Raw genomic sequence first — 25,634 nt, forward strand, 5'->3', positions numbered from 1 at the left:
CCTCCGTGGTTTGCTGGCAATTCGGGGTCGGTTGCGGGTGTAAATGTGCGTTCATCCTTCGACCTGCAGTTCCGGGTTGACGATCTCTTCGTAGCCGCGGCCGATGAGGAAGCCGCTGATGACCACGAGGGCGATACAGACTCCGGGCGGCACGAACCACCACCACGTTCCTTCCGTCATGGCGCTGTAGACGCGGGCGCTCTGGAGCATCATGCCCCACGAGACGCTGCTGGGGTCGCCGAGGCCCAAAAAGGACACCCCGGCTTCCGTCAGAATCGCCCACGCGATTGCGAACGCGCCGTAGAGGAACGCCATCGGGAGGACGTTCGGCGCGATGTGCCGCGAGATGATGCGCCAGTTGCTCGCCCCGGAAATCTTCGCCGCCTTGACGAACGAGCGTTCGCGGAGCGAGAGGACGAGCGCGCGGATGACGCGGGCGGACGTGCGCCACTGCAGGAGCACGAACGCGAGGACGATGTTCTCCAGACCCGGACCGAGGACCGTCACGAGGACGATGACCGTCGGTAGGAGCGGGAGTCCGTACACGAAGTCCACGAGTCGCATGAGGACGTCGTCCACGTAGCCGCCGTAGTAGCCGCTGACGAGGCCGACGAGCGTTCCGAGGCCGACGGTCATCACGGCGGCCACGAGGCCGACCATGATGGCGGGACGCGCCCCGTACACCAGTTGGCTGAAGATGTCGTAGCCCTGCGCCGTCGTTCCGAGGATGTAATCCCCTTGGCCGCCGAGGAAGGACGGTTTTATCCACTTGGCGAAGAGCGCGTTCACCATCAACCGCTCCTTCGGTCCGTACGGCGCGATGTACGGCGCGAAGGCGGCGACGATGCCGAAGAACGCGAGGATGCACATGGCGACGACGACGAGCGAGTCCTCGGTGAGCATCGAGAACTGCTCCGCTATCGTCTCCTTCCAGAGACGGAGGTTGCGCTGCCACGCGCTGAACTGCTCTTCGCTCTCCTCGTCGATATCCGCGAATATCGAACCGTCGTGGTCCCCACTCATCGTCTCAGTCATAGGTCACCCGTGGGTCGAGGACGCCGTACAGCAGGTCGGCGACGAAGTTCATCACGATGACCGAGAGGGCGAGGACGAGGAACGTTCCCTGCGCGACGGGGTAGTCGCGTCGGAGGACGGCCCGAATCATCTCGCGCCCGATGCCCGGCCAGCCGAACACCGTCTCGATGAGGACGCTGCCGCCCACCGCGTAACCGATGGCGATGGCGGCGGCGGTCAGGACGGGGAGCAGGGCGTTGCGGGCCGCGTGGTTGAACATTATCTTTCGCTCCGTCAGCCCCTTCGCACGGCAGAGATCGATGAAGTCCTCCGAGAGCGTCTCCAGCATGCTGTTGCGCATGATGAGCAGCGGATAACCCATGTAGTAGAACGCGAGGACGATGACCGGCGCGACCATGTGCTTGAGGAAGTCGAGCGAGAACACCATCGACCAGAAGCTCTTCGGGCCGGACCCGAGGCTCGTCATCCCGCTCATCGGGATGACGCCGAGTTTCGCGCCGAATATCCAGAGGACGAGGATGCCCATCCAGAAACTGGGAACGCTTCGGCCGACGAGCGCGGTCACGACCGTCGTCTTCTCGAAGCGCGTTCCCCGGTACCAGCCGGTGAGGACGCCGAGCGAGATGCCGATGATGTACGCCACGAAGAACGCGGTCAGCATCAGAACCAGCGTGTTCGGCAGGTAAGTGACGAGCATGTTGACGACCTGCTCGTTCGTCTTGAACGACCGGCCGAGGTCGAGCGTCAAGAGGTTCTGAATGTAGCGAACGTACTGCACCCACAGCGGGTCGTTCAACCCGTAGCTCGCGATGAGACGCTGTCGAACCGCGGGAGTCATACCGGGGGAGATGATGTACGATGTCGGGTCGCCCGGCATAAGGCGGAACAGCATGAACAGCGCGGTTGCGACTGCCCACAGGGTGATCCCCAACTGCACGGTACGCCTGACGAAGAAATCTAGTTTTCCCATTTATTAGTATTGAAATTTTTGGATCGGTTGGTCGGTCGGCTCTACTTCGGGAAGTGCGCCATTCCGTCGCCGTCAATGACGTAGCCGGCGTCGGTGAGGGATTTCTTCCCGGCCTTGACGCCGTCGGCGGGTTGGTACTTCTTCACGTCCGGGTTGCTGAACTTGCCGAACGATTCGCCGACGAGGTTCCAGCCCTCGGTCGCAAAACCGTACAGGATCTGCTGGTTGATGGCTTTTTTCGGGATCGCGTTGACGGCGGCCTGTCGGACGGCCTTGTCGTCGAGCCCTTTCTGCCGCGTGTTCTGGCTGAAATGCCACCACCCGTCGCCGGGTGCGGACTTCACGCCGATGTTCGACGCGTCCTGATTGTCGTTGAGTTGTTTGCCGATTCGGGTGTACGGCAGGTAGTTCAGCGTCCCCTTCTTCAGCAGGGACCACACGGTCGAACTCTCCGGGATGATGCGCCAGATACGGCGGTTGAACTTGACCGGCCGCCAGTGGTCCTCGTACTTCTTCAGGCTCAGTTCGCTGCCCTTGTCCCAGTAATCGAACTGGAGCGGACCGCTCCCGACGGGTTCCTTGATGTTCGCTTTTGCCGGGTTGCTTCGGCTCTCCCACTTGTGTTTCGGCACGATGGGAATCTGGTTGGAGAACAGTTTGTGGACCGGCCCGACGGGGTCCTTGAAGTTCACCGTCACCCACTGGCCGTCCACGGACACCGAATCGTACATCTCCCACTGCGTGGAGTAGAGCGGTATCTCGTTCTTCTTGATGTACTCGAGCGTGAACTTCACGTCGTCGGGCGTCAACTCCTTCCCGTCGTGCCACTTGTGGCCCTTCCGGATCTTGTACTTCACCGTCTTGTTGTCCGGCCGTTCCCAATCGGTCGCCAGACCCAGTTTCGGGTCGGCTTCGAGTTTCGAGTTGATGCGCACGAGTTTGTCGTACAGCATCTCGAACTGGTGGATGAGTTTCGTCTCGTTGTTGTAGCCGAGGACGCTGAGCGTGCCGAGGGTTTCTGCCCACGAGCCGCGAAGCTCCTTTTTGCTGTTGTTCACCTCGATGTTGGTCATCGGTTCGAAGTGGAAGTAGCCCGCGATGTGGTCGGTCCATCCGCTGACCTGGTTCTTGTTGTACGCCACGATGTTCGGCATCTGGACGATGGGGTGCATCGGGACGTCCTCGTTGATGGTCTTCTGGATGTCGAACAGCATGTCGATGCGTTTCTGCTCGTCTTTCATCTGAAGCTGTTTCATCAGCTTCGGGTCGAGGTCCTTGTTGGTGTATCCGGTGAAGTTGCCCTGCCCCTTCCCCGTGTTCGAGGAGTGGAACTGCTCGGGCATCCGACGGCCGGGGTCGATACCGAGGCCACGGGACCACGTCGCAAAGGAGAAGTTGAACTCCTCCGTGATCTTCGTGTAGAGCGTCCCCCACTCGAACACCTGGACCTTGGTGTCTAGTCCGACCTTCTTGAGTTGGTCACCGACGAGGTTGATGGCGTCGTGACGGGCGGGGTTGTAGTTCGCCGGGTTGTTGAGGTAGGTGTACTGTGGCAGTTTGTCGCCGCCACCACCGGAATCGCCGCCGTTTCCGTTGCCGTCGTCGTTGGAACCGCTACAACCGGCGAGTGTAGCCATTCCACCGGCACCGGCCGCGGTGGTCATCTTCAGAAAGTCTCGTCGTCTGACATCCATGTTACCACTTGGCATTTGACATCAACTCCCAGGCAGCCCTACTATATAAATAAAATTGACAATATATTACAAATCATAGGAGATAGATGATACAGGTCGCCAATCGTACCTTGAAAAGCGGAAATTTGCATCAATAAACCCATCTAGATGAAAAAACGAGCCGAAAACCGAATCGGGGGCGCAGTGACGGCGTACGGAATCATCGACCGATGTTTCGAACAGACGCCAGTCACCGTCTCGCGTGTACCACCCATAGCGGTTATCGAGCGGAGTTCGGCCGGGGAGACCGTCACCGAACCTCCGGTAATACGCCCTTCACGCTCACTACCGTCAATCGTGTAGCCGAGTCGAACCGGGAACGTGAGTTCCTGATTCGTCGCCTCGTCCGCGAACTCGCTCGGCGTCGTCGCGGCGATGTCCTTCGCGTACAGGACGCTCGGCGGCATCGAACTCGTCCGTTTCGTCCGCGTGGCCTCGTTCTCGATTCGCGGCGTCTCGACCGATTCGACGTACACGTCCGCACCATCGAGGAGCGACTCCCGTGCCGTCGTTCCACCGTCGACGTCCAGATGGCGGGCGTGGATTCGCGGCGGCCGTTCGTGTCCGATGCTCGGGACGACGGACCCCCTCGGAACCGCCGCCTCTTCGATGGCGGACACGGTGTCGTGCAGTTGGTTTCGAACGATGCCGTTCGACACCAGCGTCACCGGCGTCGTCGGTTTCCCCTCGGCGTCGTATCCCAACGCCGCCCACGAACCAGCGTGAACGCAATCCTCGACGTGAAGAGACGGGGGACCGAACCGGTCGCCGACGGCGAACGGACTCGACCCGAAGTACGCCGCGTCCATCTCCAAATAGTGTGTGAAGTGGTGGAACAACTCCGCCGCCGCTCGCGGGCCGAACACGATCTCCACGTTCTCGCCCCCGATTTCCACATCCGCCTCGTCGCTGTCGAACGGCGGATACCCCTCTTGCTGGCGGACCACTGTCGCCAGTTCGTCGAAGTGTGCCGGAAGGGCGTCGAAGAACGCCGCACCGGTCGTGGTACCGAAGTGACGCTGGACTTTCTCGGCGTCCACGGGTACCATCACCGACTCGACTGACGCTCGTTCGAGCGATGTTCGGACCGTCGTTCCCGTGGTCGTCAGCAGCACCGACTCCAGTCGTTCGTCGCGGTAGGAAACGGTCGCCCGGTCGAGCGCGAGGCCGTCCGTCGAATCGGAGAACGCCGACTGGACCGCGGCGAGTTTTTCGTTCGCTGTCTCCTCGTTCAGCGACCCGCCGACCGTCCACCCCGGATGGACCGCCTGGTGAACGGTTCCGGGGTCGTACTTGGCCGGGAGACGCTGGTCCAAGACCCGCGCCGACCGAATCGAGCGCTCCATCAGGTCGTCGAGATGGGATTTCGACAGCGAGGTGGTGAACCGATAGTCGGCGCTGCCTTCCACGAACACGCGCCACCGGACGCCCGCGTGCGAGAGGTCGTCCGCGGACCGAACCTCGGTCGGCGTCACCGACCCCGTCGTCTGCCGTCTATCGACGTACCCGACCTCCGCGACGGCCACGTCCTCGTCGGCGTCGAACCGTGAGAGCACCCACTCCGCGGCGTCGATACCGTCCGCGATTTCGTCCATGGGCGGTGTTCTCGTGAGACTCCTAAAATTGGTCCGACCGGTGCACGGATTTCTCCGAACCAAACGTACATCAGACGGGACGTCAATCGTGAACCCTACCACGCAAAATGACAACACTACCCACGACGACCGTCGGCGATGCGTACACGAGCACGCGGCATTGGGACCTCCTCTGTGACCTCGTCGACCTCGACAATCGGATGGCCGGACAGGACAGGGAGGCCGAAGGTGCCGAACTGGTGAAGGAAGCGTTCGAAGCGAACGGCCTCCGTGATGCGACCATCACGGAGTTCGGCATCCCCGGTTGGTGGCGCGGTTCGAGCGGACTGACCGTGGAACACGACCGCACGCACGAGTTCGACGCCCAGCACGAAACCGTGGCCCTCCCCGGAACTCCGAGCGGCGACGTGGAGGCCGAACTGGTCGACGTCGGCTACGGCCGCCCCGAGGAGTTCGAAGAAGCGGACATCGACGGCAAACTCGTCATGGCGTCGAGCATGACCCCGGGCGATTACGGGCGCTGGATTCACCGCGCGGAGAAGTACGGGGCGTCGGCCCGCGGCGGCGCGGTCGGGTTCCTCTTCCGCAATCACCTGGACGGAAATCTCCCGCCGACCGGGAGCATCGGGAAGCGGGACGGTCCCGGCGACATTCCCGCCGTCGGCGTCTCGAAGGAAGTCGGCGACCGACTCGTCCGGTACTGCGGCAGCGGCGAGACGACGGCCCGGCTCATCGTCGACTGCCGAAACGAACCGACGAACTCCCGCAACGTCGAGGCTGTCGTCGGCCCCGATACGGACGAGGAAGTCCTCGTCACGGCACACGTCGACGCTCACGACGTCGGCGAAGGCGCGAACGACAACGGCGTCGGCACGGTTCTCGTCGCCGAAATCGGCCGCCTGCTGGTCGAGATGGAAGACGACCTCGAAACGCGGGTTCGTTGTCTCGTCTTCGGTGCCGAGGAGGTCGGCCTGTTCGGCGCGTACCACTGGGCGGAAACGCACGACATGAACGCCGTCAAGTGCATCTTCAACATGGACGGCGCGGGGTACTCGCGCACCGCCGACGTGTACACACACGGGTTCGACCCGATGGGCGAGGCGTTCGCGGAGGTGCGCGACGAACTCGACGTGCCGGTCGAGATTCACGACGGAATCCGCCCGCACAGCGACCACTGGCCGTTCGTCCAGAAGGGCGTCGCGGGCATGCAGGGGCGGTCCGTCGCGGGAGAAAGCGGACGCGGATGGGGCCACACGCACGGCGACACGTTGGACAAACTCGACGTCCGCGACCTCCGCGACCTCGCCGTCGTGTTCACCTCCGGCGTGTGCAAACTCGCGGAGGCGGACCGGGAAATCCCGCACAAATCCGTCGCGGAAGTCCGCGACGCGACGGTCGAACAGGGGTTCGAGACGGGGATGCGAAACTCCGGAACGTGGCCGTTCGGCGACGGTGAAACGGTGGACGCGGAACCAGCCCCTGGGGCGGATGAATGACCGTTCGACTCGACTACGAACCGTACGATCTCGGGGGTATGACGTGGGAGGACGCCGAGGAGGCGATTCCCGACGCCGATTTCGTCGTCCTCCCGACAGGCAGCGTCGAACAACACTCCCTCCACCTCCCGGTGACGGTGGACACGCTCCGTGCCGAATCCCTCTCGCGGGAACTCGTCGAGGCGGCACCGGACCACGACCTGTCGATGGTTCGACTGCCGACCCTTCCCTACGGCTACTCCGAACATCACATGAACTACGCCGGGACCGTCACGCTGTCGAGCGACACCTACCAGCGTGTCATCGTGGACATCGGCGAATCCATCGCGGAACACGGTGCCGAGCGACTCACCGTCGTCAACTGCCACGGCGGAAACAACGCGCCGCTCACCCTCGCCGCGGACAGGATTCAGCGCGACCACGGCGTCAAGACGTCGCTCGTCCATTGGACGGATTTCGCACGAGACCGATTGGAAGAGCGGTTCGGCGAGGAATGGGGCCACGCGGGCGACCACGAGACGAGCGTCATCGAACTGTTCTATCCCGACCTCGTGAAGACCGAAAAGAAGGAACCGCAGGTCCGAACAGCGCGGTTCGAGGCGCGCAAGTACACCTACTTCGACGACATCACGGAACAGGGCGGGCGCGGCGACCCCACGCAGTCGGACCCCGAGTTCCTCGAAGACGTCGTCGCCGAGACGACCGAAACCATCCTCTCGGCGCTGAAATCGGACATCGAACAGGAATAACGGTTCGTTCGAGCGGGTCGCGGACCGTCCACCGCGTCCGGGCCGACGTGATTATTGGTTCAGTTGGTCGTCCAACCCCCACTCCTCGGCCCGCCGTTCGGCCTCCTCCCTCGCTCGTTCCCGAATGGCCGCTATCTTCTCCTCGTCTTCGAGGAACGCTTCCACGGCGCTCGTCGGGGACGCGTCCGTTTCAGCAATCGGTCGATCCGGCGCACGGTCCCGCGTTTTCGCGGCCAACCCCGGGTCGCCGGCCAGTCGTTCGGCCGGCATCCCCGGCGGAATCGCTCGTTCTTCCCGTTCCTGACCCATTTCGCGTTCGTCCGGGGAGTGCCGATACAGTTCGACGCTGTACGGTCCGGGGACGGCGAGGTCGGCCACCGCTTCGGGACCGCCGCGACCGGTCCCGGTGTGGTGGGCCGCCACGGGAACGCCGTCTTCGAGGGTCAACACGCCGTACCCGTCCCCGTCGAGGAGGAGCGAATCTTGCGGTTTGAACACCGCACGGCCGGTGAGACTACGCTCCAGTGCGGTCGCCAGCGCTGTCGCGGGGTCGCTGACGACGCGGGAGCGAACGAGTTCGCCGTGCGGTGTGGTCATGGTGTGTCTGGAATGACGGCGCTCCGGAACCGTTCCGCAACGCGTTCCGACTCGCCGGTCCGAACGTCGAGGGCCGCGGCCGCGTCGTGATAGGCGCGCGCGGCGGCGCTTTCGGGCGCGTGTGCGAGGAGCGGTTCCCCCGCTCGCCGCGCCGCCCGTGCCGCGTCGTCGTCGGGAACCGCGGCGAGCGTCGGTCCGTCGAAGTAGCGTTCGCTCTTGTCCGCTATCGGGCCAACGTCCTCGTCGTCGTGGACCTTGTTGAACAACACGCCCGCGGTTCCCGTTCCGTAGGAGCGGGCGTACTCTTGGACCTTCAGGCCGTCGCTGAGCGACGGAATCGTCGGTTGGAGGACGACGACGATTCTGTCGGCGAGGACGATGGGGAGAATCGCGCTCTTGCTGCCAAGGGTAGCCGGTGAATCGAGCAGAAGGATGTCCGTGTCCGACGCCAACGTCGTGACGACGTCCTGTAATCTGTCGGGGTCGGCGCGTTCGAACGCCGAGAGGCTGGTCCCGCAGGGAACGACGCGCATCCCGAATCGTTCGTAGACGGCCTCCTCGACCGACGCCTCACGGTCGCCGATGAGCAAGTCGTGGAGCGTCGTCTCCACGTCCGTCAACCCCGTGTGAAAGAGGAGGTTCGCCATTCCAGTATCGGCATCGACGACGGTCACGTCGTACTCCTCGGCCAGCGCCATTCCGAGGGAGAGCGTGCTCGTGGTCTTGCCGGTGCCACCTTTCCCGCTCGCAACCGCAAACGCCTCGACCATCGTTCTAGACTCCGGTCCTCATCAGTTAAAAATACGTGCACTTTGGCGGCGGAGAAAGAAGGGGAACGAAGCAGGGATGCTGATAAAAACGAGGAGTGACGTCGATTCGAGAGAAATCGACGCATAGCGTCGTCAGAGGAGACCAGACGATGCGTGCAACCGGTCAGGCGTGGCGACGTGGCCCGACCGGTTGGCAGTGGTCGGATGCGTGGCGAGCCGGTCGCCGAGACGAACGATACGTCGGAGTGTGTCGTACGACCATACTGGCTGCGTGGTGACGGGCAGTCGTCAGACGCGTGCGTTTGCATCGGCGGTCCGTCCGTATTGTGCGCATCCGGACGAGATTACAATCCAGACTATCTAAAGATTTTCTATCTATCACGCGTGTGTTAATTACATTCGTTTTCGAACTCATTCGGACATCGTTCTGAAACGAACACGTGATCGCACGTCGGATGTGTCCTCCGAGTCGGATATCACTGCACCGTAGCGCAAGTGTTCACTCACGCGATACGCATCGTTCGCAATAATTAATACTCCACTACATTTATTATTGCAATTAATATATTTTATGTATTATTTAAATAATTATAATTCAGGATAGATTCACTGTTTGTATGCAATGTCGCAAACAAAAACGATCGGCGATAAGCTGGCGAAGCACCCCCGACTGCTCGGCGTCCTGTGTACCCTCAGCGTACTGGTGATGCAGTTCGGAACCGTACTCGCGGGCGGCGGGGCGAACGGTGGGCCGTAATTAGTCCGACGTGAACAGGTCCGATTCGTCGCTCCAGTGTAGTTCCCCACCTATTTCTATCGGCAGTAGCTGCGTCGAGCAGACCGCACGCAACTGTTCGGTGGTCAGCACCAGCCTCGTCAGGGGTGCGGAGGCGAGATATCGCAGCCGTGACCAGACGTGGTCGAGGTTCACGTGCGAACCGAAACCGAACAAGTCCGTCGGGTACGCGTTCACTTCGACGTCGAACCTGTCGCCGTCCGTCCGCTCAACGCTGATGTGCCGTGGAATGCCTCGCTCGCTCTGGACCAGCGACAATCCGCCGTCGCCCAAGACGGTGTACTGATAGCCGTGCGTCGAATGTCGCTGTGCGATGGACAGCGCGACCCGGAGCGGAAAACCACAGTTGAGAAGCCGTGCCAACGTCCGTCCGAGCTCCGTCGCCATCGGATTGCCGACCGGCGAGAGCGTCACGACGCCGCCGCGACTCCCTTTGGTGACGAGTTCGCGCCCCTGTTCGTAGGACTGACACGCGTTCAGGAGGAACGCGGAGGCGCCGACCTCCGAAACCGACTTCACGTCGAGCGGGCCGTCCGCACACAGGATGCCCGAGTCGTCGACGTGACCGATGTAGTGGACGAAGTCCGCCGACCTCGCCAGCAAGTCGGCGAACGCCTCACGCGACAGATCGTAGTGGGCCGTCACGTCGAAGTCGAGGAGGTCACGCAGTCCGTACAGCTCCCGAACGGTGTCTTCCTCCATCATGCGTTCGTCGTTACAGACCACGTGGATGTCGATGGTGTCGTCGGACGGACGACGGTCGATACGCCGACGAAGCGCGCTCACGTCCAGTTTGTTGACCGTGAGCGGATACCCCGGTCCCGCCCACGCCTGCTCGATGACGTTCGACATCGGGTCCACCTGAAACACGTCCCGTTCGTCCACGGTGTCCCATCCGGTCACACCGCGGGCCAACGCGTCCGACGACGGCGAGCGAAAGAACTCGGTCTGTGCGTCCGACATCGGTTTGATCGCTTTCGGCGTCGGCGTGTCGGGAATACGAACGAGCGCGAGATCCTTCGCGAGATATGGGGCATACTCGACGTTTTCTGCCGTCGGCGTGAGATCGACGCCCAAGCGCCAGTTCGGGGTGTGCGGTTCGAGCGTCCGGAACGGAACCGAGAGATACGCCGCGAGGCGCTCCGCGAGCGACATCTCGTAGAGGTCCGCGAAGTCGAGGTCAACGAGGGGTTCGACCGCCTCGCGTTCGTGGAGTTCGACCGTGTAGTAGCCCTCCGTTCTGGTGAGACAATCGAGGAAGAACACCTGTCTGAGGGTTCGGTTGACCGTTTCGACGTAGCCGCCGGGACCCGTGAGCGACCGTTCGAACGACCCTGCAACGAGACGCGGGTCGCCCCCCGGAACGACCGATGCGCCGAGATAGTACGCGAGTGAAACGACCGGATACACGTGTTCTCGATCGGGCGGGACCACCAGTTTCACGTCGGTTTCGGGGGGGTCGAGGCTTGTCGGGGCGGCGAACTCGTCGCCGCGTTCGACCAGCGGCGGATGGCCGCGAAGCGTGGGAAACGACCGTTCCGGGGAAAGCGTCTTCAGCGCCGATCCGAACCGTGAGACGGCACGCATCGTATCCCGAACGTCGTCCGTGACGGTTATCGTCCCCGCCGGTCGGTCGTGAAAGGACCGCGCCCCGACACGAACTGCCGTCTCTCCGTCGAACGAAAAGCGAACGGCACCGTCCCGATGTTCGAGGGTCAGACGACCGTTGACGAGAAAATAGAGTTTCATCGGCGTCGTGCTGAGTTCCACGAGATAGGCGTCCGAACCGAGGGTTCGGTCGCGTTCGTCCGACGTCTCGACTATCATCGTCCCGTTCTGTCGACGGAGCGCCACGGGAACGTCCTGCGGAATTTCGAGCGTCGGCGTCTCGATTTCGACGGCGGCATCGACCGGAAAATAGAACCCCGACGTATCGACCGGCGTCGGATGAACGGACTCGCCGGTGAACAACGCGAACCTGACGTTCTCTATGGCGTCGTAAATGTCGAGGCCGGCACGCTCCGCGTGTCGCCGAAACTCCATGGTACCCGTAGTATCGTCGCTTATGATAATTCTACCCAGTGTGTCGTCTCGTCGAGGTTCGGCACGTGCCAGCGTTGTTCGGCCCGTCCCGGCCGTTTTCGCAGTTCGATACGGGCATCGAACAGCGGCGATAGTTCCGCGACCATCGGGTCGTCGTCCGGGACGCGAAGGTGATAATGTGCCATTCCGCGGACGCCGCGAACGATGGCCGTGAGTCCGCGCAGGAACTGCCCCACCGAAACGAGGTCGTCGTTTATCTCTAGCATCCCGATCGAATCGAGTCCGAGACGCAGTTCGGCGGGCGCAAACCCGTCGTTTTGCTCCTCGTGCGAACTGATAGCCGAGACGACCTCCGAGCGAAACGTCTGGCGGTCGATGGTCAGTTGCTCGATGCTCGAACTGTGCGATGCCAGCCCGCGATCCTCGGGTCGTCGGTCGATCACCCGCGTTTGTGGATCCTCGAAGGAGACCGGGAGATACGATTCCGCCGCGGGCGTCGACGGGTCCACGAGTCCGAGGACGCGTGTTCTCTCCCCCTGTCCGAAAAGCGTCCGACTGAACTCGGCGCTGGTCGTCTCGGGGACCTCGCCCGTGACGAGGAGGTTGCTACCGCTGGCCTTCAGACCGGAAAGCCACTCCGTGAACGTCACGTCCCGAACGGCGGAACTCTCGCCCGACTCGCTTCGAAACCTGAGGCGAGAAGTCATTGGTAAACTGAACGACGGAGGCCGAAATAAGGTTTCTGGAGGAGCGTCCCACCGGCGAACAGGTACGTTCCGGTTCATTTTCGGCGAACCGTATAAGTCGCTCGCGGGCGTCCACACTCCGGTGACCGGGGCGGATCCCATCGTCATCGAGGGACTGACGAAATACTACGGGGACGTTCGCGGCGTCGAGGACCTGACGTTCGACGTCGAATCGGGGGAGGTGTTCGGCTTTCTCGGACCGAACGGCGCGGGAAAATCGACCGCGATTCGAACACTGCTCGGCCTCCTGAAACCGACGAGCGGAACCGCACGGGTACTCGGACACGCCGTCACCGAGCGCACGAGGAGCGTCGAGGCGCGAATCGGCTACGTCCCCGGCGACGCGACGGTGTACGAGAACGTCACCGGGACGGAACTGCTCGATTACTTCGCCGCGCTGTCCGGCGACGAGCGCCGAGAGGAGTTGCTCGACCGATTCCCGGTTCCGACGGACCGAAACGTGAAGACGTACTCCCGAGGGAATCGACAGAAACTGGCGCTCGTTCAGGCGTTCATGCACGACCCGGACCTCGTCATCATGGACGAACCGACGTCGGGACTCGATCCCCTCGCACAGAACGCCCTGTACGACTTGTTGCTCGACGAACGCGATCGGGGCGTCACGGTACTGTTCTCGACGCACGTGTTGAGCGAGGTTCGGAAGGTGTGTGACCGCGTGGGAATCATCCGCGACGGGAGACTCGTTGCGCTGGAGAACATCGGCGAACTGCTGGCGAAGAGCGGAAAGATAGTACGCCTCGACCTCGGGGAGGAACCGCCGCCCGAGGAACTGCTGTTCGACGGGGCGCTGAGCAGCACCCGCGACCCCGACGGGTACTACCGGTTGGTCGTCACCGAGAACTTCGACGGTCTCGTGGACGTGCTCGACCGCTACTCGATTCGCGATTTGGAAGTCGAGGAGACCTCGCTCGAAGACGTGTTCATGGAGTTTTACGGGGGTACGTGATGACGAGGGAAATCGAAACGGGGGACGAACGAACGCGATGTTCGAGATAACCGACTTCGAGACGGGACGGCGGGTTCGCGGAACGCTGTTGCTGTCGGGGTCGCTCGTCGCCTTCGTCGTCCTCACCATCGCGCTGTTTCCGTCGATTCAACAGTCAGGGGTCAACCTCGACGCCTACATCCAAAACCTGCCGGAGGAGGCGCGGCGCGCCTTCATCGGCGACGTCGAGAGTATCACGACCATCGATGGCTACCTCGCCTCGCAGTTCTATCAGATAGCGTGGCTCCTCGGCCTCGGAATCTACTACGCGTACGCCGGTGCGTCGAGCGTCGCAAAGGAGATGGAGAACGGCACGCTCGATTTGGTACTCGCTCATCCGGTCACCCGAACCCGCCTCGTCGTCGGGAAGTACCTCGCGCTCGTGCCGAGCATGCTCGCCGTCAACGCGTTCACCTTCCTCGCGGTGTACGCGAGCGTCGGGTTCATCGGCGAGTTCATCGACCTCGGCAACCTGTTCGTCTTACACGCCTACTCGATGGTTTACTTCCTCGCGTGCGCGAGCCTCGGGATGGTCGCCTCGGTGCGGTTCGACACCGCACGCCGCGCCCGGACGGTCGGTGTCGGCGCGATATTCGGAATGTTCCTCGTCGACACCGTGACCTTCGGCACCGATTACGACTGGATAGGCGATTTCGCGTTCACGCGCTACTTCGACGTTGGAAAGATTCTGACCGACGGAACCCTGTCGTCGCACGATTTCGCGGTCCTCGTCGTGGCCGCCGTCGCCCTCCTCGTCGTCGCCGCGGAACTGTTCGAGCGTCGGGACGTGTGACGGCTCGTTTCACGCACTCCGTCTTTCCGGGTGGCTGTCGCGGTGGCGGTGCGGTCGTGTGACGTCTGTATTCGCTCCGAAACCGCTGAGTTACATCCGAAATCCGCTTTTCCGTTCATACAGAAGTCTGCGTTCGATTCATCCATCTCCCTTATTCGTCGTTATCGCCGTCGAAGCCACCACGCGACGCCCAAAAGCAGAACGACGACCACGGCACCGACCGACAGCACCGACGATCCGAGGCCGGACTCGCGTCGAATCGTCACCGGGACGGCGTACGGCCCCGCCTCGCGCCGCTCGCCGCTCGGCGTCTCGTAGGAGATGGCGACGGCGACGGGGTGACGGTCGGGAATCGCCTCGCCGCTCACCGTCAACTGGAACGACGCCGTCGTCGAGTCGTTCGGTTCGAGGACGCCGACGTACGACTCGCTGTCGTCGCTCGACAGCGGGTCGGAAACCAGCAGTCGCGCCGTCACGTTCGAGAACCGCTTCCCGTCCGTGTTCCGCACCCGAACTCGCAGCGTCCCGCTCGAATCCACGGTGAAGTTCGCGTCCGTCGCGGTGACGACGAACGGTTCGCGCCGCGCACCGACACGCACCGGAACCGATACCGGGTCGATTACCCGCCGTGCCCCGCTCGCGTCGCGGTACGTGATGCGGGCGGTGAAGTCACGTGGTCCGGAGTTCGTGGCGTTCGTCGCGTCCACCTCGAACCGGAACCGCCTCGAACTGTTGTTCCGAAGCCTACCGAGCGGGAACCGGGTTTCCTCCGGGCGCAGCGCGGTTCCGTTGGATGGGGTGAAGACCAACGTCGCGTCGTCGAGCGTCCGATTGCCGGTGTTTACGACCCGCCCCGAAACCGTTCCCGTGTCGCCGACTCGAACCGTACTCCTCACGTCCCGGACGGCGAAGGAGGGTCGTCCCTCGGGTCGAACCCCGATGAACACCGGTTCCGAGAGTCGCCGTTCGCCGGTCCTGCTCTCGTAGGCCACGCGGACCTGCGCCGTGACGTTTCGGTCGGTATCCGGAGCGACCTGCAACGGAAACTCGACGTACTTGGTGTCGCCGCGCAACCACTCGCCCACCGACGTCTCGGCCGTCGTGGCGTTGTTCCCGAACCGGATGCCCGAATCCGTCGAGTTGACGACGACGCTGGCGTCGAACGCGCCGACCGTCCCGGCGTTCCGTACAGCGAGCGAGAGCGTCCCCGTCTCGCCCGCACTGGCGTTGACCGTCGTGTTCACGACGCGAAATCGGGGACGGCGCTCCACCCGTACGGTGACGTACCGTTCGACAGTTTGCCGCCCCGACCCGGTGTCGTAACTGATCCGAACCGGAAGGGTGTACTCGCCCGGCGTCGCGCGCTCGCCCACCCGAACTCGAACCGAAACCGGTCGCTGTGTTCCGGGGGGAACCGTCCCGACCGGAGCGCGGTCCGTCAGCACCCGAAGCGGCGCGTTTTCGTCCCCGACTTCGAGCGTCGCGGCGCTGGCCGGTTCGGACCCGTCGTTCGTCACGACCAGTGGGAGTTGTGTTTCCTCGCCCGGAGTCACCCTCTTTTCGGGCGTAAACACGTCGATATCCGACGCTCCAGTGGTTTGCTGTACCGTCATTCCGGCCCCCACCAGCGTGGCGCACACGAGTACCGCGGCGACCACGCCCCCCACTCGCATACCGGTCGTACGTCGTTATCTGACAAATCAGTGCTGGCGACGACGGAGTAACAGGATGGGAGCGGACTACGGAGTGTCGATTCGAGACGATTCGATGACGGTGAGTCGTAATTGCCCAGAAACCATCATCGAACTCCTCAGCGCGCGCCTTCGTGAATCCGGGTTGCGAGACATCGACCAAACTCCCTCGGCGCGTGCGCCAGCAGGCCCGAGACCACTTCGGTCGAGGGTCTGCTGGTTATCACGTGAGGGATGAGCACTGAGCGAGCGTGCGAGCGAAGCGCGCAGTCGGTTGGGGAGGGTGTGGCTGTCGCGGTGCGGTGTCGTGGGAGGACTGAAAGGGGCCGCCCGGTCCCGCGAACGGAGTGAGGGGGACGCTGTCGGAGCGTTGCTCCGACTGAAGTCGCGTTTACGTGGTTGCATCAGCGGCCCCTCTCGGCGAGGCGAGCGGTTACGCCGAGCCGAGATGCCGGTGAGCAACCGCGAGCGGACGGGGGCTTTCGAAGTCCGCTCCTCGGTCGTTGCAATCGTACTAAAACCAAAAGCAGTTCGTAGCGAGCGGGTGGGGGTTTTCAAGGATCACTCCCCATTTGTTGTTCCAATATCGAAACCCAAACCGTCCCTGAAGCGCTGTCTCACCAGCGAATGATGTTGGACTCCAAGTCGCGGGGGAAGTAGGTCAGGGTCTCGGTGCCGTTTTCGGTGATGGCGACGGTGTCCGAGTGGCGGTAGCCCTCGGTATCGGTGTACAGGCCGGGTTCGATGGTGTAGACGTGGCCGGGTTCCATCTCGGCGTCGCCCTCCTCGACGTGGCCCGACCAGCCGTGGTCGATGTACGGCGGTTCGTGCGCGCCCATGCCGATGTTGTGGCCGACGTGGTGGCGCGCGAGGTCGGAAACGCCCTGTTCCTCGTAGTAGTCGGACACGAGTTCGTCGACGTATGACAGCGAGACGCCCGGACCGAGCGCGTCGATGGCGATGGTCTGGGATTCGAGCATCACCTCGAAGTGGTGTTCCTGTTCGTCCGTCGGGTCGCCGACGAACATCGTCCGCTCCAGTTCGGAGTGGTAGCCGTCGACGTTCGCGGCGGCACCCGTGATGAGCACGTCGCCCTCCTCGATTCGGCGGTTCGCGGTGTGGCCGTGGGGAAGTGCTGTCTGCGGGCCGGTGATGTAGCCCGCGAAGGCCGGGCCGCTCCCGCGTGTGCGGGGAACGTACCGGTCCCCGAGCGTGTCGAGCATGGCACGGGAGGCGTCCGTCGACGCCTGCTGGCTGGCGGTGGCCGGATGGACGCCGGGTTCGGTGTAGTCGGCGAGGTAGCGATGGGCGAGGTTGCCCCACCGCGCGGATTCGCGGATGAGGTCGATTTCGGCGTCGGACTTCGCCCAGCGCATTCGGTCCACCCAGCTCTGTGTTTCGACGTCGACGAACTCCGAGAGCGCGGGGCCGGTGTAGCCCATCACGCCGGGTGCGCCGTCGGCGTCCGCCGCGACGGAATCGACACCGAGTTCCGAAAGCATCTCGACGGCCACCGCGATTGGCTTGCCGCCGGGGTAATCGAAGTAGTGGTGAACCGCGTCGATGCGGGGGTTCGACTGCACGCGCTCGACTTCGAGGCGCGGCACGGTGATTTCGATTCGGTCGTCCGTGACGGCGAGGACGACGGGTCGCTCGGTCTGGATGTGGTCGAAGCCGGTGAGATATTCGATGCTCGTCGCGCCGAACCAGACGCCGGCGTCCGCGCCGCGGTCGCGTATCTCCTCGCGAACGGCGTCGAGACGCGTTTCGAACTCGGAATCGGGAAGCCGTGTCGACATGCTATGTGGTTCACGAGTTCTGAGTAAAAGCGTTGACCTGCCGGAAAGGCGTCCCAAATTCGAACTGAAATTCGAAACGTCTCGTTTCCGTCCCGGTACCGCCCGCCTAATCGCGTTTCGAGGGGTATGCTTTACTGGTCGGATGGCGTGGATGTGTCGAATGATTCCGTCCGACCTCGCGGTCCAAGCCGGGTCGGCGATACCGGAGCAGACGGTGCGGGAAGTCGCCGGGACGACCGACACGGCGACGGTCCTCCAACTCCAGACCTCGCTACTGGCGGGACTCGCGCTCACGGTCGTCGCGTGGCTGGCGCTCGCACTGGTCGTCGTTCACGGGCGCTACGTCACGGAGGCCGTCGCCGCGGGCGAGTACGAGAAGGGACCGTTCGCGGAGCGGGGGTCCGAGGACGACCCCAACGCTATAGACGAAGGAAAGCGAGGAGGGGACGCGGAATGAGCGACGACGGTTCGCCGTTCGGCGAGACGGAGGAGGTCGAGGGGGCCGATTTCGCCCGCGAACTCTCGCTGTTCGACATCGTCGTCATCGGCATCGGCGCGATGGTCGGCGGGAGCATCTTCGTGCTGACGGGGTTGGCCGCGGGGGAGTCCGGCCCCGCACTCGTGTTGGCGTTCGCGCTCAACGGCTTCATCACCATCTTCACGGGCATGGTGTACGCCGAACTCGGGAGCGCCTTCCCGGAACCCGGCGGCGGCTATCTCTGGGTCCGAACCGCGCTGGGGCGCTCCCAGGCGTTCATCTCGGGGTGGATGAGTTGGTTCGCCCACGCCGTCGCGGGGTCGTTGTACATCCTCAGTTTCGGGTCGTTTCTGACGCTCATCATCACGGAATATTTCGGGTTTGCGACGTTCGGCCTCTCGCCGCTCGACTTGCAGAAGCTGTTCGCGACCTTCGCGGCCGCCGTCTTCACGTACGTCAACTATCGCGGTGCCAAGGAGACCAGTCGGGCGGAGAACGTCGTCACGGTACTCCAGTTGGCCGTACTGTTCGTCTTCATCGCCTCTGGCATCGCGGCGCTGGTCGGCGACCCGAACCCGGCCGTGAACTACGAACCCTTCTTTCCGAACGGCGTCGGCGGCGTCTTTCTGGCGATGGGGCTGACGTTCATCGCCTTCGAGGGCTACGAAATCATCGTCCAGTCGGGACGCGAGGTCGTCAACCCGCACGAGAACATCCCGAAAGCGGTCTTCTACTCCATGCTGGTCGTCGTGACCATCTACATCCTCGTCGGCGTGGTTTTGCTCGGTGCAGTACGAATCACGCCGGAACTCCTCAGGACCGCCCAGCAGACGAACAGCATCGGCGGGAGTACGGTGCAGAACCTCCCGCCGAATCCGGCGCTGTGGCAGGTGCTCGGCCACCTCGGCGAGTTCGGACTCGCACAGGCCGCCGGGCAGTTGCTCCCCTACGGGACGCTCGTGGTCCTCCTCACCGGAATCCTCTCCGCGCTCGCGGCGCTCAACGCGACGACGTTTTCGAGTTCCCGCGTCGGGTACGCGATGGGAAACGACCACGTGTTTCCCGACATGTTCAGCCGAATCCATCCCGACCACCATACGCCGCACGTCTCTGTCCTCCTCTCCGGCGCGCTCATCACCGTCATGGCCGTCACGCTGCCGCTCGCACAGGTCGCGGCCGCGACGGACCTGATGTTCCTGCTCCTCTTCTTGCAGGTGAACTACTCGATGATACGGCTCCGGCGCGAACACGGCGACGAACTCGATTACGGCTACGTCTCGCCGTACTTCCCCGTCGTTCCCATCGTCGGCATCCTCACCAAACTCTTTCTCGCCGTTTACTTCTTCAACTACAGTCCCCTCGCGTGGTACATCGCGGGAGGGTGGATTCTCGCCGGATTCGGCGTCTTCTTTCTCTACTCCCGCAGTCGGATTCGGGAGACGGAAATCGCCCGGGAAATCCGAGTCGTCTCCGAGGAGCGCTACCCCACCGAGCGCCCGAACCGGGTACTGGTTCCGATAGCGAACCCGGAAAGCGCGAAACCCCTCGTCGAAATGGGTTGTGCCATCGCGCGGCGAAACGACGCCGAAGTCGTGTTGACGAGCATCGTGACCGTCCCCGTCCAGACGCCGCTCGAAGACGGACAGCGGTTCATCGGCGATCAGCGCGAGATGTTGGCTGATGCGGTGCAGTACGCGCCGGACGACGTTCCCGTCCACCGAACCGTGACGCTCGGACGGAGCGTCGGACGGAGTATTACGAACGTCGCACGCCAACGGGACGCGGACCTCGTCTTACTCGGGTGGCGCGGGAGGCGAAAACGGACGCGGGAGAACGTCCTCGGGTCCACCCTCGATTACGTCGTCGAAAATCCGCCGTGCGACGTGGCGGTGGCGAAGGTGGTTCCGGACGACGAACCCGAGGAGGTACTGGTCCCCGTGACGAAGGGACCACACTCGGCGTTTGCGACCGACATCGCAGCGGCGTTTGCGGAGGCGTGGGGCGCGGACGCGACGTTATTGCACGTCTTGGAACCGGACGGGAACGGGTCGGAGGACGTGATGACCGAACGCCAGCGGGAACTCGTCGAGGAGGGCCTCGACGTCTCGACGGTACTCGTGTCCGACGACGACGTCGCCGAGTCGATTCTCGCGTACGCCGACGAGGAGGGAATCGACACGATAGTCGTCGGTGCGGCCCGCGAGGGGATCCTCCGTCGAGTCATGTTCGGTGACATCCCCGAACGCGTGGGCGAACGATTCGACGGGCGGACGGTGATGGTCAAGAAACACTCACCCGCCCGTTCCGCGATTCGACGGTGGGCCGGGAAGTGGGTCGGACGGAGGGAAGGAGTAAACGGCGAAAACCGAAGTTAGATGGCTGTAAACTGGGTAACATGCATCCAGGAACCGACCGTAATACAGTGATAACGGCGTTTGCTGACACGACATATAATTTTTACATACGCCCAAAATCATATTACTGAAGGTAATTGTCAAAGGACGATAGCATCGGGAGAGCAGTCCGCTCCCCGATTTGAACATCGTGAGACGGTCCGGGCGTGTGGCCCTGCGGGCCATTCCGGGCATACGACTCACAGGCTCAAATCGTGTCTGTCGGGTTTATAAAACAAATCCGCCCTCCCCGATTTGAACGGGGGACAAGTCGATCTACAGTCGACTGCTCTACCAATCTGAGCTAAGGGCGGGCACGCACTTTCACCTATCCCGGTCACGGACTTAAGAATTATTATTCTCCTCGGTGTGACCTCTACACGGAAAGGTTCAAGTATGTTAGACCCGGTATATCCGGAAACGGACGCATTCGGACGAGAAACATGAGTAAAATAACATTTCGAGCGGACGACGACCTCGTGGACGGAATCGAATCGCTCGACGCCTCCAAGAGCGAGGTGATGCGCGAAGCGCTTCGCGCATATCTGGACGCACCCGAGCAACCGCCCGAGCAATCGGACGACGAGGGGAGCCTCGATGCCGTCGTGGCCGACCGCGTCGACGAGCTCGTCGAGCAGCGACTCTCCACGGAGAAGGCTCGAATGCGCGATACCGGACGGGACATCAACGTCAACGTGACCCTCGACGGTGCGGGGACGACGACGCACGAAGAATCGTCAGTCCGAACCGAAGACACGGCTCGACCCGAAGAACCGACGCGTCAGACGGCCGCCGACACGGAGCGGACGGAGAACGCCTGCCATCAGTGCGGCGAACACGTCGACTCGGGACACGTTTACTGTCCCAACTGCGGCGAAAAAGCGAGCCACCGCGTGTTCTGTGACTGCGGCGACGAACTCAGGTCCGACTGGGCGTTCTGTCCCGGCTGTGGCCGACGAACGCCATCGGCAGACGTTTTAGACTCGTCGTAAAACGATTGTTTTACAATCGCCGTTAATTATATATGCTGGGACTATGTGGATACTTCTACGTAAGACGATTGTCTTACGCCATCGGTAAACGGTCGAATCCGGGAGTTTCGGCCGCTATATCGGCGTAAGACGGACAAAACAACAACTGCGTGTCGTCTTACCAAATAAGGGGAACCTACTATGGAGCGCGTGACACTACGAATCCCAAAGCAACAAATCGAAGAAGTCGAACAGATGGTGGAAACCGGCGAATTCCCGAATCGAAGCGAAGCGATTCGGGCCGCGGTGCGAGACATGCTCAACGAGCATGACGAAGCCGGCACCGAAACCACGAACAAACGCACGTGGGCGAAGGTATAATCGATGCAGGATATCGTCCAAGAAGCGCTGGAGAACGCGGAAAGCGAACAGCGCGAAATGGAAGCGGCGACCGCCAACGACGAGTTCGGCGACCCGCGGATCGTCATCGTCGGGTGTGGTGGTGCCGGGAACAACACCATCAACCGACTGTACAACATCGGCGTCGATGGTGCCGACACCGTCGCCATCAACACCGACAAACAGCACCTGAAGATGATCGAAGCCGACACGAAGATCCTCGTCGGCAAATCCCTCACGTCAGGTCTGGGTGCCGGCGGGGACCCCTCGATGGGCGAGCGCGCCACCGAGATGGCACAGGGAACGATCAAAGAGGTACTCGGTGACGCTGACCTCGTGTTCGTGACGGCCGGCATGGGTGGCGGAACCGGGACCGGCGCGGCACCCGTCGTCGCCAAAATCGCCAAAGATCAGGGCGCAATCGTCGTCGGAATGGTCTCCACGCCGTTCAACGTCGAGCGTGCCCGCACGGTGAAGGCCGAGGAAGGTCTCGAAAACCTTCGCAACGAGGCCGACTCCATCATCGTCCTCGACAACAACCGCCTGCTCGATTACGTCCCGAACCTGCCGATCGGCAAGGCGTTCTCGGTCATGGACCAGATCATCGCCGAGACGGTCAAGGGAATCTCGGAGACGATCACCCAGCCGTCGCTCATCAACCTCGACTACGCCGACATGTTCACCATCATGAATCAGGGCGGCGTCGCGGTGATGCTCGTCGGCGAGACGCAGGACAAGAACAAGAGCGACGAAGTGGTTCGCGACGCGATGAATCACCCGCTCCTCGACGTGGACTATCGCGGCGCATCGGGCGGCCTCGTCCACATCACGGGCGGTCCCGACCTGACGCTCAAAGAGGCAGAAGGCATCGCGGCCAACATCACCGAGCGTCTCGAAGCAAACGCCAACGTCATCTGGGGCGCGCGAATTCAGGAGAACTACAAGAACAAAGTCCGCGTCATGGCCATCATGACCGGCGTGAAGAGCGCACAGGTGCTCGGCCCGACGACGCAGAAACAGGCCGACCGCTCCCGCGAAAAGATGCGCGATGTCGACGCGCAGTCGTACGACGCGAGCGACAGGGTCGAACAGAGCAACGGAACGTTCGGTGCCCAGAGCGACGGCGGCCGGAACGAACTGGAAAAGAACAACGGCCTCGACGTCATCCGGTAATCTAGCGTTTTCGTTTTTCTCTCGTCTTCCGTTTTTTGTCTCACTGTCTTCATTCGAACGCGGCAATCGTTCCGAGGGCGATGAACCTCGTCGATAAAGTACGTTTACAGTGATCACACCGCGTGAATCGCGTCCACGAGCGAACATTTCCGGCACATATCCTGCGTCGTGGGCGCGCCGCAGCGTTCACACTCGTTGAGTTCGCGTTTGCCCTCGCCCGCGCCGAACTCTCCCGCGGCGAGTTTGGCGAGTTCCTCGTACCCGGCCATGATGGAGTGGCGCGTTCCGGGGTGATTTTCCTCCAGCGACAGCATCAACTGCTGAATCTCGCCGCGATAGGCCTCGCTGGAGTGGGGACATTCCGTGATGTGCGCGGGAAGGTTTTCGAGGTGGGCGTACAGCGCGACTTCCTTTTCGGGCACGTCGCGGAGGGGTTTCGCCCGCGGGACGAACTCCTCCTGCTCGCTCCGCTCGTCGAACCCGGCCAGACTCGCATCGAAATGCTTCGCCACTTGGGCGACGTCGCCTTCGAGGAAGTTCATCAGCGCCGTTTCGGCCTCGTCGTCCAGGTTGTGTCCGGTGAGGAGTTTGTCCGCGCCGTACTCCTCGGCGTACTTCGAGAGCAAGTCCCGTCGGAAGACACCGCAGTACGCACACGCGGCCATGTTCTCCGGGTCCTTCTCCACCACGTCGTCCATTCGAAGGTCGAACTCCTCCTCGTAGCTGACGACTTCGTGTCGGATGTCGAGGTCGTCGGTGAGTTCGAGACAGGCGTCGAGACTCTTGTCCCGGTAGCCCTCGATACCCTCGTGAATCGTCAGCGCGACGAGTTCGATTCGCGGGTCCTCGGCGAACGTGTCGTGGAGGATTTTTGTGAGGACGACGCTGTCCTTCCCGCCCGACAGGCCGATGAGCCATACCTGTGGGTCGTCCGGTGTCGCCGACGCGGGCAACAGGTCGTCGTCACGGATTCGCCGTCGGAGTCGTTTCTCGACCGACCGACAGAAATGGTCGTCACAGAGATGCAGGCCCGAATAGGCCGCGTGCATCACGGCTTCCCGGTCGCACTTATCGCAGTCCATTACGTGTCGGTTGCGTCGCGGGGCGTTTCACGGTTTCGCTCCGTCATAAATCGGATGATGCGATAGCAAATCGCCGTCACCACACCAGCGACACCGTTTTTCCGGCCGTGAAAATCGCTCGTTCAGAAATGGAAGTATATTTTTAGTTTTTATTTCTAGAAAATAAGTATAAATTATTCTTGTTCGAACGTCTGTTTGGGTCAAAACAGATGACCGATACAAACCGCACGGGGACGGACGCGCGCCTCGATCGCCGTTCGTACCTGAAAGCAATCGGAGCGGGCAGTGCTCTCTCGTTCGGGAGTGGCGTTGCTGGCGCGACAGCATCGACGACCGACTACATCTACGTCCCACACGGGAAACGAGTACGAAAGGAGAACGTAATCGCCCACGAGGGACCGAACCGAGACGTGTCTCCCGGAGACGTGGCGACGACGCGCACACAATCGGAGACGGTTACGACACAGAAACGACCGGTCGTCCCCGACGTGCATCAGTGGCTCGCATACACCTACGCTGCGTACAACTCCAACGACGGAAACGGGTTCAAGCGATATCAGGGATACTTCGTCGTTCCGGAGTCACCGCCCGTTTCGGGGAATGTCAATTTCCTCTTCCCGGCGTTTCAGGACGAAAACGATACGACCATCGTGCAACCGGTCCTCCAATGGAACTGGGGTTCGTACACCGACCGCTGGACATACGCGGCGTGGTGGGGGCCGGACAGCAGCGGGGCGTACCACCACGGGCCGGTCATGGCTGCCGACCCCGGCGACGCACTCTTCGGCTACATGAACGTCGACAACTCGAACGGCGGTCAGTGGTACATCGAACTACAGAACCAGACGAAAGGAACGTCGTCGGACATCGACACGGATTACCTCACGCTCGATTTCACACACGCGTTCACGACGCTCGAAGTCGCGGGCTACAATTGGGGAGGCTGTGACCAGCTTCCGGGATACACCACCTTCTACCAGCAGTCATACGAGAACTTTGCGGGACAGGGAGTGACGGTCAACTGGAGCGAAATCGTGAACTCGAACGCACAATGCAACGTCAATCCGGAGGTGAGTTCGTCGAGCAAGACGACGATCTATACGTCCTGAGTTCCGCCGTTTCACCGACCGACGCGAACCATCACGGGTCGGCTGGCGGATGAAGGGCAAAACAGGCAAGTGACTTCGAATGGAAACGGCTAGCCAACGTCACGGGGACGGACAATGCCCACCGACATAAGTCGGTGGGGGGATGTCGGATGCGCAGCCGTCTCCGACGGGGGTACCATGAGATTCGAACGAGAAACCATCGTCATCCAC

The 25,634-nt window shown here is 62.3% G+C and carries 22 protein-coding genes and 1 tRNA gene; 11 read left to right on the plus strand and 12 right to left on the minus strand.

Translation table 11 applies throughout. The features are described 5' to 3' along the window. Positions 1 to 51: 51 nt before the first annotated feature. From ACGYLY_RS09510 to ACGYLY_RS09525, 4 genes are all read right to left on the minus strand, one after another. Positions 52 to 1,035, minus strand: a complete 984-nt coding sequence (locus ACGYLY_RS09510) for an ABC transporter permease (protein WP_395281887.1) — start codon at positions 1,033 to 1,035, stop codon at positions 52 to 54. Continuing rightward, on the minus strand, positions 1,028 to 2,005 hold the full coding sequence (locus tag ACGYLY_RS09515) for an ABC transporter permease (RefSeq protein WP_395281886.1): 978 nt from the start codon (positions 2,003 to 2,005) through the stop codon (positions 1,028 to 1,030). The genes ACGYLY_RS09510 and ACGYLY_RS09515 overlap by 8 nt, the downstream gene beginning before the upstream one ends. A gap of 41 nt (positions 2,006 to 2,046) precedes the next feature. Next, positions 2,047 to 3,714 carry an ABC transporter substrate-binding protein gene (locus tag ACGYLY_RS09520; RefSeq protein WP_395291138.1) on the minus strand — a complete coding sequence of 556 codons (1,668 nt, stop codon included), beginning with the start codon at positions 3,712 to 3,714 and terminating at the stop codon, positions 2,047 to 2,049. 128 nt (positions 3,715 to 3,842) lie between these two features. Continuing rightward, positions 3,843 to 5,333 carry a metallopeptidase TldD-related protein gene (locus tag ACGYLY_RS09525; RefSeq protein ID WP_395281884.1) on the minus strand — a complete coding sequence of 497 codons (1,491 nt, stop codon included), beginning with the start codon at positions 5,331 to 5,333 and terminating at the stop codon, positions 3,843 to 3,845. Between the two features lie 107 nt (positions 5,334 to 5,440). Here ACGYLY_RS09525 and ACGYLY_RS09530 point away from each other — a divergent pair, with 107 nt between their 5' ends. Together ACGYLY_RS09530 and ACGYLY_RS09535 are read left to right on the plus strand one after the other, a co-directional pair. Continuing rightward, on the plus strand, positions 5,441 to 6,829 hold the full coding sequence (locus tag ACGYLY_RS09530) for a M28 family peptidase (RefSeq protein WP_395281883.1): 1,389 nt from the start codon (positions 5,441 to 5,443) through the stop codon (positions 6,827 to 6,829). Then, on the plus strand, positions 6,826 to 7,578 hold the full coding sequence (locus tag ACGYLY_RS09535) for a creatininase family protein (protein WP_395281881.1): 753 nt from the start codon (positions 6,826 to 6,828) through the stop codon (positions 7,576 to 7,578). Before ACGYLY_RS09530 ends, ACGYLY_RS09535 begins: the two co-directional genes overlap by 4 nt. A gap of 51 nt (positions 7,579 to 7,629) precedes the next feature. Here the strand turns inward: ACGYLY_RS09535 and ACGYLY_RS09540 are convergent, their stop codons facing one another. Beyond that, positions 7,630 to 8,175 (minus strand): hypothetical protein, encoded by a 546-nt coding sequence (locus ACGYLY_RS09540; protein WP_395281879.1) that lies wholly within the window; start codon positions 8,173 to 8,175, stop codon positions 7,630 to 7,632. Then, positions 8,172 to 8,945, minus strand: coding sequence for an AAA family ATPase (locus tag ACGYLY_RS09545; RefSeq protein ID WP_395281878.1), 774 nt, complete (start codon positions 8,943 to 8,945; stop codon positions 8,172 to 8,174). Before ACGYLY_RS09545 ends, ACGYLY_RS09540 begins: the two co-directional genes overlap by 4 nt. A 622-nt stretch (positions 8,946 to 9,567) precedes the next feature. On the opposite strand from ACGYLY_RS09545, the gene ACGYLY_RS09550 reads away from it, so the two are divergent. Continuing rightward, positions 9,568 to 9,702 carry a hypothetical protein gene (locus tag ACGYLY_RS09550; protein WP_395281877.1) on the plus strand — a complete coding sequence of 45 codons (135 nt, stop codon included), beginning with the start codon at positions 9,568 to 9,570 and terminating at the stop codon, positions 9,700 to 9,702. On the opposite strand, the gene ACGYLY_RS09555 is transcribed toward ACGYLY_RS09550, so the two are convergent. Continuing rightward, positions 9,703 to 11,784, minus strand: coding sequence for a hypothetical protein (locus ACGYLY_RS09555; RefSeq protein WP_395281876.1), 2,082 nt, complete (start codon positions 11,782 to 11,784; stop codon positions 9,703 to 9,705). A gap of 20 nt (positions 11,785 to 11,804) precedes the next feature. Next, positions 11,805 to 12,491: a hypothetical protein gene (locus tag ACGYLY_RS09560; protein WP_395281875.1), complete on the minus strand. Its 687-nt coding sequence runs from the start codon at positions 12,489 to 12,491 to the stop codon at positions 11,805 to 11,807. A 121-nt stretch (positions 12,492 to 12,612) separates the two neighbouring features. Here ACGYLY_RS09560 and ACGYLY_RS09565 point away from each other — a divergent pair, with 121 nt between their 5' ends. Both ACGYLY_RS09565 and ACGYLY_RS09570 read left to right on the plus strand, forming a co-directional pair. Then, the gene (locus ACGYLY_RS09565) at positions 12,613 to 13,497 is read left to right on the plus strand and encodes an ATP-binding cassette domain-containing protein (RefSeq protein ID WP_395281874.1); all 885 of its coding nucleotides are present in this window, start codon (positions 12,613 to 12,615) and stop codon (positions 13,495 to 13,497) included. 37 nt (positions 13,498 to 13,534) lie between these two features. Continuing rightward, a complete protein-coding gene (locus ACGYLY_RS09570) occupies positions 13,535 to 14,329 on the plus strand; it encodes an ABC transporter permease (protein WP_395281873.1) in 795 nt (264 codons plus the stop codon). Between the two features lie 161 nt (positions 14,330 to 14,490). Here ACGYLY_RS09570 and ACGYLY_RS09575 read toward each other — a convergent pair whose 3' ends face one another. Both ACGYLY_RS09575 and ACGYLY_RS09580 read right to left on the minus strand, forming a co-directional pair. Beyond that, entirely contained in the window at positions 14,491 to 16,002 is a 1,512-nt protein-coding gene (locus ACGYLY_RS09575; RefSeq protein ID WP_395281872.1) for a COG1361 S-layer family protein, read from the minus strand. A gap of 635 nt (positions 16,003 to 16,637) precedes the next feature. Then, the gene (locus tag ACGYLY_RS09580) at positions 16,638 to 17,819 is read right to left on the minus strand and encodes a M24 family metallopeptidase (RefSeq protein ID WP_395281871.1); all 1,182 of its coding nucleotides are present in this window, start codon (positions 17,817 to 17,819) and stop codon (positions 16,638 to 16,640) included. 160 nt (positions 17,820 to 17,979) lie between these two features. On the opposite strand from ACGYLY_RS09580, the gene ACGYLY_RS09585 reads away from it, so the two are divergent. Both ACGYLY_RS09585 and ACGYLY_RS09590 read left to right on the plus strand, forming a co-directional pair. Next, positions 17,980 to 18,276: a hypothetical protein gene (locus ACGYLY_RS09585; protein WP_395281870.1), complete on the plus strand. Its 297-nt coding sequence runs from the start codon at positions 17,980 to 17,982 to the stop codon at positions 18,274 to 18,276. Beyond that, positions 18,273 to 20,672, plus strand: a complete 2,400-nt coding sequence (locus tag ACGYLY_RS09590) for an amino acid permease (RefSeq protein WP_395281869.1) — start codon at positions 18,273 to 18,275, stop codon at positions 20,670 to 20,672. The genes ACGYLY_RS09585 and ACGYLY_RS09590 overlap by 4 nt, the downstream gene beginning before the upstream one ends. Before the next feature lie 258 nt (positions 20,673 to 20,930). On the opposite strand, the gene ACGYLY_RS09595 is transcribed toward ACGYLY_RS09590, so the two are convergent. Beyond that, a tRNA-Tyr gene (locus tag ACGYLY_RS09595) sits at positions 20,931 to 21,004 on the minus strand. A 129-nt stretch (positions 21,005 to 21,133) separates the two neighbouring features. Here ACGYLY_RS09595 and ACGYLY_RS09600 point away from each other — a divergent pair. The 3 genes from ACGYLY_RS09600 to ftsZ all read left to right on the plus strand — a co-directional run bounded on the left by ACGYLY_RS09600 (position 21,134) and on the right by ftsZ (position 23,233). Continuing rightward, positions 21,134 to 21,682, plus strand: a complete 549-nt coding sequence (locus ACGYLY_RS09600) for a zinc ribbon domain-containing protein (protein ID WP_231184249.1) — start codon at positions 21,134 to 21,136, stop codon at positions 21,680 to 21,682. 180 nt (positions 21,683 to 21,862) lie between these two features. Beyond that, positions 21,863 to 22,042, plus strand: a complete 180-nt coding sequence (locus tag ACGYLY_RS09605) for a ribbon-helix-helix domain-containing protein (protein ID WP_231184250.1) — start codon at positions 21,863 to 21,865, stop codon at positions 22,040 to 22,042. 3 nt (positions 22,043 to 22,045) lie between these two features. Beyond that, complete coding sequence (gene ftsZ, locus ACGYLY_RS09610; RefSeq protein ID WP_395281868.1) at positions 22,046 to 23,233, plus strand: cell division protein FtsZ; 1,188 nt, start codon at positions 22,046 to 22,048, stop codon at positions 23,231 to 23,233. Between the two features lie 113 nt (positions 23,234 to 23,346). On the opposite strand, the gene ACGYLY_RS09615 is transcribed toward ftsZ, so the two are convergent. Beyond that, positions 23,347 to 24,315, minus strand: a complete 969-nt coding sequence (locus ACGYLY_RS09615; RefSeq protein WP_395281867.1) for a TIGR00269 family protein — start codon at positions 24,313 to 24,315, stop codon at positions 23,347 to 23,349. Between the two features lie 209 nt (positions 24,316 to 24,524). Between ACGYLY_RS09615 and ACGYLY_RS09620 the strand changes: the two genes are divergently transcribed. Beyond that, positions 24,525 to 25,424, plus strand: coding sequence for a hypothetical protein (locus tag ACGYLY_RS09620; RefSeq protein ID WP_231184254.1), 900 nt, complete (start codon positions 24,525 to 24,527; stop codon positions 25,422 to 25,424). The last annotated feature ends 210 nt before the right edge of the window (positions 25,425 to 25,634 follow it).

It is taken from the genome of Haladaptatus sp. CMAA 1909, assembly GCF_043952005.1.
Classification (GTDB): Archaea; Halobacteriota; Halobacteria; order Halobacteriales; family Haladaptataceae; genus Haladaptatus.